This window comes from Brachybacterium phenoliresistens (assembly GCF_039530785.1).
Lineage (GTDB): Bacteria > Actinomycetota > Actinomycetes > Actinomycetales > Dermabacteraceae > Brachybacterium > Brachybacterium phenoliresistens.
Map to the genome: position 1 here is coordinate 47,927 of NZ_BAAAOW010000012.1, position 13,703 is coordinate 61,629.

At 74.4% G+C, this 13,703-nt stretch carries 16 protein-coding genes and 1 pseudogene; 6 read left to right on the forward strand and 11 right to left on the reverse strand.

The features are described from left to right. Positions 1–4 precede the first annotated feature (4 nt). Complete coding sequence (locus tag ABD234_RS17750) at positions 5–373, forward strand: hypothetical protein (protein ID WP_344359110.1); 369 nt, start codon at positions 5–7, stop codon at positions 371–373. 25 nt (positions 374–398) lie between these two features. Here ABD234_RS17750 and ABD234_RS17755 read toward each other — a convergent pair whose 3' ends face one another. The 6 genes from ABD234_RS17755 to ABD234_RS17780 all read right to left on the reverse strand — a co-directional run bounded on the left by ABD234_RS17755 (position 399) and on the right by ABD234_RS17780 (position 5,442). Then, entirely contained in the window at positions 399–1,010 is a 612-nt protein-coding gene (locus ABD234_RS17755) for a response regulator transcription factor (RefSeq protein ID WP_344359113.1), read from the reverse strand. Then, complete coding sequence (locus ABD234_RS17760; RefSeq protein ID WP_344359116.1) at positions 1,007–2,266, reverse strand: sensor histidine kinase; 1,260 nt, start codon at positions 2,264–2,266, stop codon at positions 1,007–1,009. The genes ABD234_RS17755 and ABD234_RS17760 overlap by 4 nt, the downstream gene beginning before the upstream one ends. 67 nt (positions 2,267–2,333) lie before the next feature. Continuing rightward, the gene (locus ABD234_RS17765) at positions 2,334–3,161 is read right to left on the reverse strand and encodes an ABC transporter permease (RefSeq protein ID WP_344359119.1); all 828 of its coding nucleotides are present in this window, start codon (positions 3,159–3,161) and stop codon (positions 2,334–2,336) included. Further along, on the reverse strand, positions 3,158–4,141 hold the full coding sequence (locus ABD234_RS17770) for an ABC transporter ATP-binding protein (protein ID WP_344359122.1): 984 nt from the start codon (positions 4,139–4,141) through the stop codon (positions 3,158–3,160). Before ABD234_RS17770 ends, ABD234_RS17765 begins: the two co-directional genes overlap by 4 nt. Positions 4,142–4,149: 8 nt before the next feature. Then, positions 4,150–4,422, reverse strand: coding sequence for a hypothetical protein (locus ABD234_RS17775; protein WP_038371717.1), 273 nt, complete (start codon positions 4,420–4,422; stop codon positions 4,150–4,152). A 138-nt stretch (positions 4,423–4,560) separates the two neighbouring features. Continuing rightward, positions 4,561–5,442 (reverse strand): GNAT family N-acetyltransferase, encoded by an 882-nt coding sequence (locus tag ABD234_RS17780; protein WP_344359125.1) that lies wholly within the window; start codon positions 5,440–5,442, stop codon positions 4,561–4,563. A gap of 83 nt (positions 5,443–5,525) precedes the next feature. On the opposite strand from ABD234_RS17780, the gene ABD234_RS17785 reads away from it, so the two are divergent. Further along, on the forward strand, positions 5,526–6,176 hold the full coding sequence (locus ABD234_RS17785; RefSeq protein WP_344359127.1) for a cyclase family protein: 651 nt from the start codon (positions 5,526–5,528) through the stop codon (positions 6,174–6,176). Between the two features lie 98 nt (positions 6,177–6,274). Then, positions 6,275–6,442 (forward strand): alpha/beta fold hydrolase family protein, encoded by a 168-nt coding sequence (locus ABD234_RS17790; protein WP_344359130.1) that lies wholly within the window; start codon positions 6,275–6,277, stop codon positions 6,440–6,442. A gap of 28 nt (positions 6,443–6,470) precedes the next feature. On the opposite strand, the gene ABD234_RS17795 is transcribed toward ABD234_RS17790, so the two are convergent. From ABD234_RS17795 to ABD234_RS17815, 5 genes and pseudogenes are all read right to left on the reverse strand, one after another. After that, a complete protein-coding gene (locus ABD234_RS17795) occupies positions 6,471–6,872 on the reverse strand; it encodes an arsenate-mycothiol transferase ArsC (RefSeq protein WP_425546808.1) in 402 nt (133 codons plus the stop codon). Positions 6,873–6,920: 48 nt separating this feature from the next. Beyond that, a pseudogene (locus ABD234_RS17800) lies at positions 6,921–7,331 on the reverse strand (arsenate reductase ArsC); the annotation flags it as partial. A 10-nt stretch (positions 7,332–7,341) separates the two neighbouring features. After that, positions 7,342–8,367 (reverse strand): metalloregulator ArsR/SmtB family transcription factor, encoded by a 1,026-nt coding sequence (locus tag ABD234_RS17805; protein WP_038371723.1) that lies wholly within the window; start codon positions 8,365–8,367, stop codon positions 7,342–7,344. Further along, positions 8,364–9,479, reverse strand: a complete 1,116-nt coding sequence (arsB, locus tag ABD234_RS17810) for an ACR3 family arsenite efflux transporter (RefSeq protein WP_269519545.1) — start codon at positions 9,477–9,479, stop codon at positions 8,364–8,366. Before arsB ends, ABD234_RS17805 begins: the two co-directional genes overlap by 4 nt. Positions 9,480–9,741: 262 nt before the next feature. Then, complete coding sequence (locus tag ABD234_RS17815; RefSeq protein WP_344359136.1) at positions 9,742–10,650, reverse strand: Rossmann-fold NAD(P)-binding domain-containing protein; 909 nt, start codon at positions 10,648–10,650, stop codon at positions 9,742–9,744. A 297-nt stretch (positions 10,651–10,947) separates the two neighbouring features. On the opposite strand from ABD234_RS17815, the gene ABD234_RS17820 reads away from it, so the two are divergent. Genes ABD234_RS17820 through ABD234_RS17830 form a run of 3 tightly spaced genes read left to right on the forward strand, consistent with a single transcriptional unit; the run spans position 10,948 to position 13,560 of the window. Further along, complete coding sequence (locus tag ABD234_RS17820; RefSeq protein ID WP_344359139.1) at positions 10,948–11,973, forward strand: methionine ABC transporter ATP-binding protein; 1,026 nt, start codon at positions 10,948–10,950, stop codon at positions 11,971–11,973. Further along, positions 11,970–12,662, forward strand: a complete 693-nt coding sequence (locus ABD234_RS17825) for a methionine ABC transporter permease (RefSeq protein ID WP_038371727.1) — start codon at positions 11,970–11,972, stop codon at positions 12,660–12,662. The genes ABD234_RS17820 and ABD234_RS17825 overlap by 4 nt, the downstream gene beginning before the upstream one ends. A 55-nt stretch (positions 12,663–12,717) precedes the next feature. Continuing rightward, positions 12,718–13,560: a MetQ/NlpA family ABC transporter substrate-binding protein gene (locus tag ABD234_RS17830; protein ID WP_344359144.1), complete on the forward strand. Its 843-nt coding sequence runs from the start codon at positions 12,718–12,720 to the stop codon at positions 13,558–13,560. Positions 13,561–13,703 lie beyond the last annotated feature (143 nt).

Consider the following 13,703-nt stretch of genomic DNA (forward strand, 5'->3'; position numbering starts at 1 on the left):
GGGCATGGCGGACGAGCAGCAACACAGGCCGGGCCGGGGCTGGGGCGCGGCCCTGACCGTCCTGGGGGTGCTGGCTCTCGCCGTCCTGCTGTACGGTCTCGCGATCCTCGTGGCGCCGACGGAGAACCCCGGCGGGCAGTGCAGCGGGATCGGCTGGGGCTGCACGCTGACCCCGCACGACTCGCTGGTGTTCCTCGGCGTCATCATCGGCCTGCCGGCGCTGGTGAGCGCCCTCGTGCTCTCCTCCATCGCCGCCGGGGTGCTGGTGCGGCGGACCGGGCTCCCCGGGGTGCTCATCGGCCTGATCAGCGTGGTCCCGGCGCTCGTCGTCTCGGCGGTGCTGGTGACGACGGTCGTGTTCCTGGCGTTCTAATCCGCCGGGCACCGGACGGAAGGGGTCAGATCCAGCCGTGCCGGCGGGCGATCGTGACGGCCTCGTGCCGGTTGGCGGCGCCGACCTTGGCCTGAGCGCTGGAGAGGTAGTTGCGCACCGTGCCCTCGGCGAGATGGGCGCGGCGGGCGATCTGGGCGACGCCGGCGCCGTCGGCCGCGTACTCGAGGACGTCGGCCTCCCGCGGCGTCAGGGGGGAGTCGCCCGAGGAGATCGTCTCCGCGGCGAGCTCGGGGTCGATTGCGCGGCGGCCGGCGGCGACGGTGCGCACGGCGGCGGCGAGCTCGGCGGCGCTCGTCGTCTTGGGCAGGAACCCCAGCACGCCCTGTGCGAGGGCGCGCTTGAGGTAGCCGGGGCGGGCGTGGGAGGTGAGGATCAGGCAGCGCGTCCCCGCGGCGGCCCGGGCGATCCGCGCGCAGGCCTCGAGGCCGTCGCCGTCGGGCAGCTGCAGGTCCACGACCGCGACCTCCGGGGCGAGGTCCCGGACCAGGTCCACCCCCGAGGCGACGTCCCCGGCCTGGCCGATGATCTCGAGGTCGTCCTCGAGGTCGAGCATGGTCGCGAGCGCCGAGCGGATCAGGTGCTCGTCGTCGATGAGGACGATCCTCGTGGCGGTCATGCGGGGTCCTCCGGTTCGGCGGCGGGCGGGGCGCCGAAGCGCGCGGTGAGGCGGTAGACCCCCTGGTCCAGGGCGGTCTCCAGGGTGCCGTCGGGGGCGAGGCGCTCGGCGAGGCCCCGCAGCCCGATGCCGCGGTCCGGGAGCGGGGCATCGCCTGCACCGTCGTTCTCGATGGTCAGCGAGGTGGGGCCGAGGTCGACGCGCACCCGGCTCGGCTGGGCGTGGCGGAGGATGTTGGTGCCTGCCTCCCGCAGCACCCACGCGGCGGAGCGGGCGGCGGAGGGCGGCAGGTCGGCGGCCTCGCCGCGGACCTCCGCGTCGATGCCGGCCGAGCGCAGCAGGGACAGCGTCCCGCGCAGCTCGGCGGCGAGATCCGCCTCGCGGTACCCGCGCACCAGGGCGCGCATCTGGGACAGGGAGGACCGGGCGATCTGCGCGACCTCCCGGCCGTGCTGCGCGGCCCGCGGGTCACCGCGCTCGATGAGCTGGCTGGCGAGCTCGGCCTTCACGGCGATCACCGACAGGTCCCGGCCGGTGACGTCGTGCAGGTCGCGGGCGAAGCGCAGGCGCTCCTCGGCGACCGCGAGCTCGGCCTGCGCCACCCGCGCCTGCTCGAGCTCCCGCACCAGCGCGGCGAGCCACAGGGAGCTGCGCCCGGCGACCACCAGGCCGGCCAGCAGCGCGAACACCATCGAGGCCTCCGCCCGGCCCATGCCCAGCAGGTTCCCGGCCAGGGCGGTCGCCGCGGCCGCCGCCAGCCCCCAGGCCCACGGCAGCCGGATCGCCTGGACCAGCACGAAGCCGGCGAGCACCGCGACGAGGGTGTGCAGGTGCCCCGGGCCGGGGATCGCGGCCAGCGCCGCCGCAGCGAGCAGCGGCAGCAGGGGGAGGACCAGCACCATCCGGCCCGCGCGGATCACCCCCAGGCGCGGCAGGTCGTCCTCGCCCATCGGCGCCGGGTCCGCCGCGTCCCAGGCGCGGACGATCAGCAGCGTCGCGACGGCGCTGCAGACGGACTGGAGCAGCAGCAGGGTGGTGGGCAGCGCCCCGAGGGTCCCGCGCAGCAGCGGCTCGTCCTGGAGGAGGCTCGCGCACATCGGCGGCAGCAGCGCGGCGAGCACCACCAGCGACCACACGGTGTAGTGGCGGAACACGGCCCAGGGGCGCGCCACGGACGGTGCGGGAGCGGCCCCGGTGACGTCGGCGGGCTCGGGGCCGGACGCCGGCGAGGGCGGTGTCGTCGCAGGTCCGGTCATGGTTCCCGATCCTCTCACGTCGTGCTCGCCGGGCGCTCGCCGCGCTCGCCGCGCTCGCGCCGCGAGGTCACGCCCGCGGCTCCCAGCGGAAGCGCAGCGCCACGAACCAGCACGCCAGCACCAGCCAGCCCAGCAGGATCCCGACCTGTCCCAGCGCCGAGGTCCACAGATCGGCGGTGCCGAGGACCGCGCCGTCGGCGTCCACGCCGAGCCAGCCGCCGCGCACCAGGGCGACGATCGGCGCGGAGGGGACGAAGGCGACCAGGCGCCCGAACCACTCCGGCATCGCCGACAGCGGCACGGCGGAGCCGGTGCCGAGGATGGCGACGGCCATCAGCGGCAGCGAGGTGACCTGCGCGGACTCGACGGTGCGGGTGATGTTCGCGGTGGCCAGCGCCAGCGGGACCAGCAGCACGGCCCCCAGGCCCAGGCCCAGCACGATCAGCGGGGCGCTGCGCGGCGCGGGCAGGTCCAGCAGCGGGACGGAGATCACCGCCATCACCGTGATCATCACGGCGGCGATGAGCAGCGCCGGCACGGCGCTCGCGGCCAGGACGGTCGCATCGGCCGCCTCGCCGGTGCGCAGCCGCTTGAGCACCAGGTCCTGGCGCCGGGCGACGTACGTCGAGAGCAGGTTGTAGTAGACGACGAACAGCAGCGCGATCACGAACATCATGCCCAGGGCCCCGGCGAGCTGCGCCGGCTCCGCGCCGGCGCGGGCGATCGGCAGGTAGAGGAACGGGATCGCCAGCGGGAACAGCACGGCGGTGACCAGCTGCATGCGGTTGCGCAGCAGCATCGTCAGCTCGGCGCGGGCCAGGCCCGCCAGGCGACGGCCGGGCAGCACCCGGCGGGCACGGGGGAGGACGGTCGGGGAGGCGGGGGCGGCGGTCATGCGGACTCTCCTTCGGCGATGCTGAGGAACACGGTCTCCAGGCTCGCGGCGCGAGCGTCGATGCCGGTCAGGGGGATGCGCTCGGCCTCGGCCCAGCGCAGCAGGGCGGTGAGGTCCGCCTGCAGGTGCGGCGTGCTCACCCGCAGGCGCTCGCCCTCGCGGCGGGCCTCGCCGTGCAGCGGCGGGAGCGCGGGGGCGGCGGGCGGGAGGGCGCAGCCGATGGTGGAGGGGTGCCCGGCGACGACCTCGGCCACCGTGCCCTCGCGCACGATCCGGCCCCGGTGCATGATCGCGAGGCGGTCCGCGAGGGACTCGGCCTCGTCGAGGTAGTGGGTCGTCAGCACGATGGTCGTGCCCTTGTCCTTGAGGCGGCCGATGAGGCTCCAGGCGCGCGCCCGCGACTCGGGGTCCAGGCCCGTGGTCGGCTCGTCGAGGAACAGGATGTCGGGGCCGCCGGCGATCGCGCAGGCCAGGTCCAGGCGCCGCACCTCCCCGCCGGAGAGGGCGGAGATGCGGGTGCCGGCGCGGTCGGCGAGGTCGACCTCCTCGAGCACCTCGCCGACCGGGCGGGCGGCGGTGAGGGTGGCGCTCCACATGCGCAGCGCCTCGGCGACGGCGAGATCGGCCGGGAAGCCGCCGCTCTGCAGCATGAGCCCCTGGTGGGGGCGCACGTGGCGGCGGTCCCGCCACGGGTCGCGGCCCAGCACCCGGACGGTGCCGGCGCTGGGGCGGGCCAGCCCCTCGAGCACCTCGAGGGTGGAGGTCTTGCCGGCGCCGTTGGTGCCCAGCAGGCCGAACAGCTCCCCGCGCCGGATCTCGAGGTCGATCCCGGCCACGGCGAGGAAGGCGTCGCGGCCGTGGCCGTAGCGGCGCTCGAGGCCGTGGGCGGTGATGATCGGCTCGCCGGCGGGTCCGGGGGCCGCGGCCGCCGCGGCGGCGGGCGTCGCCGGGGCGGCGGAGGCGGCGGCGGAGCTGCTCACCGGCGCGCTCATCGGGTGCTCCCGGCGGGACGGGCGTAGCCGCGCACGGCGAACCCGGCGGCGAGGCGTCCCAGCAGCCACACGGCCATGATGGCGGCGACGACGATCGTGCCGAGCAGCGGCGGCTGGAGGACGGCCAGGACCACCGCGATCAGCGCGGCGTTGACCACGAGCGCGAACAGCTCGCGGGACAGCGTGGGAGCCGGGGCGAAGCCGATGATGTCCATCAGGACGCCGCGGTCGCGGGCGGGGGAAGGGCGGGAGGGGTGCGTCGTGTTCATGCCCCCCAGTCTTCCGAGGCGGCGTCCGTGCAGGTAGGGCCGGGTATCACGAGCCCGGATGCGTTCTGCACGGGATGGGCATGACAGATGTCATGGGGTGCTCCCGCAGTCCCCGCCGGCGGGGTCGGCGCGTGCGGCTCAGCCCTGTGCGGCGGCGGCGCGCGAGAACCGGTAGGGGCGGGTGATCGCCTCCCGGGCGAAGCCCCGGGCGACGAAGAAGGCCTGTCCGGCGGTGCTGTCCTCATGGACGGTCGCGGTCGCCTCGGGGCGGCCGGTGAGCCGCCGCGCGCCGTCGAGCAGGGCGGCGGCGATGCCGTGGCGGCGGGCGACGGGATGCACGGCCAGGAAGTCGAGGTGCAGCATCCGCTCTCCCTGCTCCTGCCAGGTGAGGTAGCCGGCGATCTCGTCCCCGCTGGGGCAGATCAGGGTGCGGTACGGGCTGCGCGGATCGAGGATCTCCGCGGCGCTCGCGTAGGTGCCGGGGAACGCGGAGTCGTGCAGCGCGCGCAGCCGGGGGAGGTCATCGGCCCCCGCCTCGCGCAGCTCCAGGTCGCCCCCGGTCAGCTCCCCGATCTCCCCGTCCATGGCATCGTCGCGCCGCGCGAGCACATGGTGCGCCGCGCCGCGCTCCCACCCGGCCGCCTGCGCGAGCTCGGCGAGGCGGGTGTGGGCGTCATCGGCGAACATCTCGTGCCGGGAGACGGGCGAGAGCTCGACCACCTCGGCGAGCACCGCCGGCGCCGCGGTGCGCCAGCCCTCCTCCGTCGCCCACGGGCCGTGGACCCAGGCGAGGTCGAGGTCCTCGTCCCACTCCAGGAGCGCGGCGGCCAGGATCCGGCCCGCCTCGTCCCGGCGCAGGCGCAGCGTCTCCCGCCAGTCCTGATCGAGGTCCGCGAGATCGGCCCGGATCTCCTCCGGGTCCGTGCCCAGATAGGCGCAGGCGCTCGCCGGCGACTGCTGCGCCGTGATGATCAGGTCCAGGGCGGCCCGCTGGTCGTCCTCGGGCGTGGCGGTGCTCATCGCACCAGCTTCGCAGGGATCCGGCCCGGCCGCACGATGATCCGCGGGACGGGGAGGCGGCCGGCCTCCGTATCCTCGGTCCCATGCGACGCATCGACCTCAGCCATCCGATCGCCGACGGGACCGTCACCTACCCGGGACTTCCCGGCCCGGTGATCGAGGATCATCTGAGCTTCGAGGCCTCGGCGGAGCACTACGCTCCCGGGACCGAGTTCCGGATCGGCCGGATCACGATGGTCGCCAACACGGGCACCTACCTGGACACGCCGGCCCACCGCTTCCGCGACGGCCATGACCTGGCGCAGCTCCCGCTGGAGAGCTGCGCCCTGCTGCCGGCCGCGGTCATGGACGCCGGCCCCGGTCCCATCGGCCCGGAGGCGCTGGGCGGCATCGAGGTCGCCGGCGCGGCCGTGCTGCTGCGCACGGGCTGGTCGCAGCACTGGGGCACCGCGCGCTACGGGGACGTGGGCCATCCGTTCCTCACGGCGGAGGGGGCCCACCACCTGGTGCAGGCCGGCGCCCAGCTGGTCGGGATCGACTCCGTGAACATCGACGCGACCGACGGCGGGGACCGCCCCGCGCACACGACGCTGCTGGCCGCCGGGATCCCGGTGGTCGAGCACCTCACGAACCTCGATCAGCTCCCCGCGTCCGGCGCGACCTTCACCGCCGTGCCGGTCGCGGTGCAGGGGATGGCGACCTTCCCGGTGCGCGCCTTCGCCGCCGTCGGCTGAGCGACGGCGTCAGCCCTGCGGCGCGCCGATGCGGTCCAGGGCGCGGCGGATCGCCGGCCGGGCGTCGTCCCGGCCCGCGCAGCCCAGGGACGGCCTGCGTGGAGCCCTCGGAGCTCGCGGGCGGCGCCGCGAGCGTCGAGCGCCTCCGCGGACTGCTCCCGGAGGCCGAGGTCACCCTGTGGCCGGGCGCCTCGCACTCGCTGCCGATGGAGCGCCGTGCCCAGCTCGGCCCCGACCTCCTCGAGCTCTGGGCCGAGCATCCCTGAGCCGGCCGGCCCTCCGGTCAGCGCCCGCTCAGCGCCCGGTCAGCTCCGCCGCCAGGTCCTCGACGCGCACGCGCAGCGCGTCGCGGATCAGTCGCATCCGCTCCTCGCCCTCGATCCCGCGGGCGGAGGGCTCGTCGAGGACCCAGGTGTCGATGGTGCCGGCCATTCCCGGGACCGGGTCCACCTGCGCCTCCTCGCCGACGACGACCACGCGGTCCACCCGGCGCAGCAGATCGGGGTCGAGGGGCTTGGGGTGCTCGCCGTCCATGCTCGCGCCGACCTCGGCCACCGAGGCCGCGGACTGCGCGTTCAGGGCGCCGCCGGGCTTCGTGCCGGCCGAGTGGACCTCGACCGCGTCCCCGGCCTGATGGCGCAGGAGGGCCGCGGCCATCTGGGACTTGCCGCCGTTCTTCACGCACACGAACAGCACGGACGGCTTCGACCCGGCCTGCGGTGCGGCCCCCTCGGCCGATGCCGAGGGCTCGAGGGAGGCGATGAGCTCGACCACGCGGCGGCGGATCTCGTCGCGGATCGGGCGGACCGCCTCGATGCCCTGCCCGGCCGGGTCCTCGAGCGCCCAGTCCTCGTAGCGCTTGCCGGGATAGAAGGGGCACGCGTCGCCGCATCCCATGGTGATCACGACGTCGGAGGCCTGGACGGACTCCGGGGTGAGGACCTTGGGCTGCTCGGCGCGGATGTCGATGCCCTCCTCGAGCATCGCCTCCACGGCGACGGGGTTGATCTGCTCGGCCGGCATCGACCCGGCGGAGCGGACCTCGATGCGGCCCTCGCCGAGGTGGCGGAGGAAGCCGGCGGCCATCTGCGACCTCCCGGCGTTGTGGACGCAGACCAACAGGACGGCGGGACGGGCGGTCGGGGCGGCGGTCATGGGGAGCTCCTCAGGAATCGGCGGGGGAGAGGGTGTCGAGCAGGGCGCGGACGCGCCCGGCGATGTCGTCGCGGATCGCGCGGGCGCCCTCGGCGGAGGCGAGGGCCGGGTCGCCCACGTTCCAGTCCTCGTAGCGCACGCCGGGGATCACGGGGCACACGTCGCCGCAGCCCATGGTGATCACGACGTCGGCCGCACGGACGGCGTCGTCGGTCAGCGGCTTGGGGAAGCGCTCTGCGGTGGCGCCCTCGCCCTCGATCTCCACCAGCAGCGAGCGCACGTGCGGGTGGACGTCGGTGGCCGGGGCGGAGCCGGCCGAGCGGGCCACCACCCGGCCCTCGGAGAGCTGGTTCACCAGCGCGGCGGCGAGCTGCGAGCGCCCCGCGTTGGCGACGCACACGAACAGCACCTGGGGCGCTCCGGCGCCGCGCTCGCGGGCGATGTCCGCCAGGCGCTGGCGGGCGAAGCGCTCGGTGAGCGGGACCAGATGGGCGGTGATCCGCGCCGTGCGGGCCAGCGCCGTGAACGACTCCCGCACGATCGCCAGGACCAGATGGTCCTCGAGCTCGGGCATCTCGGCGGCGAGCTCCTCAGCGAGGTGCGTGATCCGGTCGTCGAGATCGTCCGGGACGGGGGCGACGGGCTCGGCAGGAGAGCCGGTCGCCGGGTCGAGCCCTTCGACGGCGGCGGGGGCGAAGGCGTCCAGCAGCGCGGCCACCGCGCTGCGGCGCGGCGCGGGGATGCGGTACCAGACCCAGGTGCCGCGGCGCTCGGAGGTGAGCAGGCCCGCCTCGCGCAGGGTCCTCAGATGGTGGGAGACGGTGGGCTGGGAGACCTCGGCGAGCTCGGCGAGGTCGCACACGCAGGACTCGCCGCGCGGATCGGTCGCGATGGCGGAGAGCATCCGCAGGCGCAGCGGATCGGCGAGGGCCTTGAGGGCGGCGGCGACGGAGCTCGCCGCCTCGGGGCCGATGGCGTGGGTCGCCGCGGGCGCGCAGGGCGCGTCGGCGGCAGGGAGCGGTTCGATGAGGGTCATGAGGTCCTCGATTCCTCGGCGGTGAGGGTGGGGGCGGGATCGGCGAAGGGGTCGGTGCCGAACCAGGTGCGGGCCAGGCGCAGGGAGACGTAGACCAGCCCCACCAGCACCGGGACCTCGATCAGCGGGCCGACGACCCCGGCGAGGGCCTGCCCGGAGGCGGCGCCGAAGGTGCCGATCGCGACGGCGATCGCCAGCTCGAAGTTGTTGCCGGCGGCGGTGAACGCGAGGGTGGTCGAGCGGGCGTAGCCCAGCCCCAGCATGCGACCCAGCCCCATGCCGGCGAACCACATCAGGGCGAAGTAGACCAGCAGCGGCAGCGCGATCCGGGCGACGTCGCCGGGGCGGGCGGCGATGGCCTCGCCCTGCAGGGCGAACAGCAGGGCGATGGTGAACAGCAGCCCGTACAGGGCCCACGGGCCGATGCGCGGCAGGAAGCGCTCCTCGTACCAGTCGCGGCCGCGACGGCGCTCGCCGATCCATCGGGAGGCGAAGCCCGCGATCAGCGGCACCCCGAGGAAGACCAGCACGTTCAGGGCGATCTGCGCCATCGAGACCTCGAGGCCCTGGGTGTCCAGGCCCAGCCAGGCCGGCAGGACGGTGAGGTAGAACCAGCCCAGGCCGGCGAAGGCGAGGACCTGGAAGACGGAGTTCACGGCGACCAGCACGGCGGTGGCCTCGCGGTCCCCGCAGGCCAGATCGTTCCAGATCACGACCATGGCGATGCAGCGGGCCAGGCCCACGATGATCAGGCCGGTGCGGTACTCCGGCAGGTCTGCCAGGAAGATCCAGGCGAGCGCGAACATGAGCAGCGGGCCCAGGATCCAGTTCAGCAGCAGCGAGGACACCAGCAGCCGCCGGTCCCGGGCCACGGCGCCGACCTTGTCGTAGCGCACCTTCGCCAGCACCGGGTACATCATCACCAGCAGGCCCAGGCCGATGGGCAGCGAGATCCCGCCGACCTCGAGCCGGGACAGGACGCCGGAGAGCCCCGGCACGAAGCGGCCGAGCACGAGGCCGGCGACCATCGCCAGGCCGATCCACAGCGGGAGCCAGCGGTCGAGGGTGGACAGGCGCTTCGGGGTGGCCCGCGGCGGGGCGTGCATCGACATGTCTCTATATTGACGGCGATCGAAGCAGGGGGCAAGGGGCGTCCGGCGGGTGCGTGGCCCAGGTCTCCGCGGGCCGGCGCGGTGGGTGGCGGGCCGGGCGGGACTGCCCGGCGGAACTGTGCGGCGGAACTGTGCGGCGGAACCGTGCGGTGCCGGGGGCGAGGCGGGCGCGGCGCGTGCACGGACGGCGGTCCCACGTCCTCGAGCCAGGCGATTGCCCGGCTCGAGTACCTCAGGCAGCCGTTCGTGCTCGCGGCGGGGGTCAGCGGTGCTGGTCGGCGGCGATGATCGCGTCGTACCCGGCGCGGAAGTCGGGGACCTCGAGCGGGCCCAGCAGCTCGGCCAGCAGCCGGCCGGACAGCACGGTGCCGCCGCCGCGCCGCGGCTCCAGAGAGGCAGGCAGCGGCAGTTCCAGTCGATCGGCGATGTGCGCGAGGACCTCGCCCAGCAGGGCGGGGGAATCGTCCACGGCGTGCAGCAGCGGCGGCGGATCCTCGAGGTCCAGCAGCAGCGCGAGGGTGCGCACCAGGTCGGTCTCGTGGATGCGGTTGGTGCGGCGGGAATGGTCGACGGCGCGACCGGCGCGGACGCCGCGCACCAGGTGGTCCCGGCCGGGGCCGTAGATCCCGGCTGGCCGCACCACGAGGGCGCCGAACAGGTCCCGGGCGCGCTCCTCCCCGTCCCGCAGGGCGAGCCCGCGCACGCTGGTCGGCTGCGGCACGGCGGCCTCGGTGAGCGGCTCCGCACCGCCGAGGCCCTCGAGCACCCGCGTCGAGGAGACGAACACCGTGCGTGTCGGGACGCGAGGGAGGACATCGGCCAGATGCCGCAGCGGCGCGCGGTACCCGAGCTCGGCATCGCCCGGCGGCAGCGTGATGACCATGGCGTCGACCGCGGGCAACGGCTCCGGCAGCGGCTCGGAGAGGTCGGCGGCGATCGGCACGAAGCCCTCGGGCAGGTCATCGGGCGCGCGGCGCAGGGCCAGCACCTCGTCCCCGCCCTCGAGCAGCCGCCGACCCAGCCGCGTGCCGAGCTTCCCGCACCCCACCAGCAGCACCCGGCGGACGGGTGCCGGGGAGCCCGCCGTGCCCGGCAGCCGGGGCGACGCCGAGCGCGGCCGTGGGGGTGCGGCCGGAGGCTCGGCCGGCGGTACGGGGTCGGGGGCGTTCACGCATCGATCGTAGCGACGCCCGGGTGCGCGCCGGGCTCCGGGCGGGTGCGGGGTGGGTGCGGCCATCCGCGGGACCAATACGGGGACATGGGCCTCATATCGGCCTGTGTCCCCGTATTGGTCCCGTGGATCGTGGGGGACGGTGCGGGACCCGGCTCGGGGTCGTTCCGGAGCCCCGGAGCAGCGGTGAGGCCCCGCACCGGGCAGCGGTGAGATCCCGCACCGGGGAGGGTCACAAGATGTGGTGATGTGTCACGAAGGCTCGGCATATCCCTCCGCCTCTGCTTGACTTCCCCTGTGATCACTCTGGACGGCCTCACCAAGGTCTTCCCCGCACCCGACGGGGGAGATCCCGTCGTCGCGCTCGACGGCATCGACCTCCATGTCGAGCCGGGGCGCATCCACGGCATCGTGGGCCGCTCCGGCGCCGGGAAGTCCACCCTGATCCGCTGCCTCACCGGGCTCGAGAAGCCCACCCGGGGCCGGGTCGAGGTCGGCGGCACCGACATCGCCTCCCTCGAGGGCGCGGCGCTGCGCGCGGCGCGTCGGAACATCGGCATGGTGTTCCAGCACGCGAACCTCCTGGACTCGCGCACGGCCGCGCAGAACATCGGCCATCCCCTCGAGATCGCGGGCGCCTCCCGCGCCCAGCGCGAGCAGCGCGTCGCGGAGCTGGTGGAGCTCGTCGGCCTCCAGGGGCGGGAGCGGAACCATCCCGCGCAGCTCTCCGGCGGACAGGTCCAGCGCGTGGGCATCGCCCGCGGCCTGGCCGCCGAGCCCAAGGTGCTGCTGTGCGACGAGCCCACCAGCGCGCTCGACCCCAGCACCACCCGGCAGATCCTCCGGCTGATCCGCGACCTGCGCGAGCGCCTGGGCATCACCGTCGTCATCATCACCCACGAGATGAGCGTCGTCCGCGAGATCTGCGACGACGTCACCCTGCTCGAGAACGGCCGCATCACCCAGACCGGCAGCCTGCTCGAGGTCGCCGCGGACCCGCACGGCCCGCTCTCCGCGGAGCTGATCCCGCTGCCGCCGGTGCCCACCGGCATCGACGCGACCGTGATCAACTGCGACTACGGCGACTCCGAGACCCTGCGCACCAGCGAGGACCTGGTGCGGCTGGCCGAGCAGCACGCCGCCGAGGCGACCATCGTCGCCGGCACCATCGAGACCATCGGCGGCCGGCAGGTCGGCCGGGTGCAGCTGGCGCTGCGCCCGATCGGGGCCGAGGCCGCCTCCGGCATCGGCCGCGAGCAGCTCGCGCAGCTGCTGGGCGAGCTCGAGGACCGCGGCGTCGTCGCGAGGGAGGTCGTCGCATGAGCGAATGGCTGAGCAACCCGGTGTTCACCACCTGGGGCTCCAACACGAGCCTGTGGTCGAACGCCCTGATCACCCTGTACATGACCTTCGCGACGATGGCGTTCACCGTGCTCGTGGGCGTGCCGCTGGGGCTGCTGCTGTTCGAGACGGAGCGCTCGCGCACCCCCTGGGTCCGCTGGGTCAACCGCGTGGTCGGCTTCGTCGTGAACGTGGGGCGCTCGTTCCCCTTCATCATCCTCATCATCGCGCTGATGCCCGTGACCCGGGTGATCGTGGGCCGGGTGACCGGCCCGAACGCGGCGATCTTCGCGCTGACCGTCGCGGCCGTCCCGTTCCTGGCGCGGCTGATCGAGATCAACCTGCGCGAGATCCCCGCCGGGAAGATCGAGGCGGTGCAGATGATGGGCGCCAGCCGCGCCCAGCTGATCCGCCAGGTGCTGCTGCCGGAGGCGCTGCCCGGCATCGTCGGCTCGATCACCACCACCACGATCGCGACCATCGGCTACACCGCCATGGCGGGCGTGGTCGGCGGCAAGGGCCTGGGCGACCTGGCCAACCGCATGGGCTACCAGAGCTACGACAACGTGGTGATGGTGGCGACGGTCGTGCTGCTGATCGCCATCGTCATCGGCGTGCAGGCCCTCGGCTCGCAGATCGCCCGCGTCGTCGACCACCGCGCGCGCAGCTGAACCCCCAGCGCATCCCCTGCTGTTCCCCCTGCCCCATCACCCGCAAGGAGACCCCATGACCACGCTGAACCGACGGACCCTGTTCGCCTCCGGCGCCGGCCTCGCCGCCCTGACCACCCTCGCCGCCTGCGGCGGCACCGCCGAGGGCCCCACCGAGGAGAACGGCGTCACCGAGATCCGCGTCGGCGCCTCCCCGAAGCCGCACGCCGAGATCCTCCAGTTCGTCCAGGACAACCTCGCCGAGGCGGCGGGCCTGTCGCTGACGATCACCCCGTACACCGACTACCAGATCCCGAACCAGGCCCTGGTGGACGGCGACGACGACGCCAACTACTTCCAGACCCCGAACTTCCTGAAGTCCCAGATGGACGAGAAGGGCTTCGAGCTGCACGGCTTCGAGGGCATCCACATCGAGCCGCTGGGCCTCTACTCCGAGACCCTGACCAGCATCGACGAGCTGCCCGAGGGCGGCGAGATCGCCATCGCCAACGACCCGGCCAACCGCGGCCGCGGCCTGGCCCTGCTGGCGAGCTACGACATCATCACCCTCACCGAGGGCGTGGAGCTGACCGTCGCCACCACGAACGACATCCAGGACAACCCGAAGAACCTGAAGTTCACCGAGATCGAGGCCGCGCAGATCCCGCGCTCCCTGGCCGACTTCGCCGCCGGCGTCGTCAACGGCAACTACGCCCTCGCGGCGGGCCTCAAGCCCTCCGAGGAGGCGCTGATCCTCGAGAAGAGCGAGGACAGCCCCTACTCGAACATGCTCGTGGTGCGCGCGGCCGATGCGGAGAACCCTGCGCTGGTCAAGCTCGACGAGCTGCTGCACTCCGAGGACGTCAAGACGTTCATCACCGACACCTACACGGACGGCTCGGTGATCCCGGCCTTCTGAGCCGCCACCGCCGAGGCGGCCCGCGCCCCGCAGATCGACGGGAGCTTCCCCGGGAGGGGAGCTCCCGTCGATCTCTGCCGGGGGTGCGAGCGCCGTCACGCGGCTCGCGTCGGCTGCGTCACGCGCGTACGGCGAACGCCCAG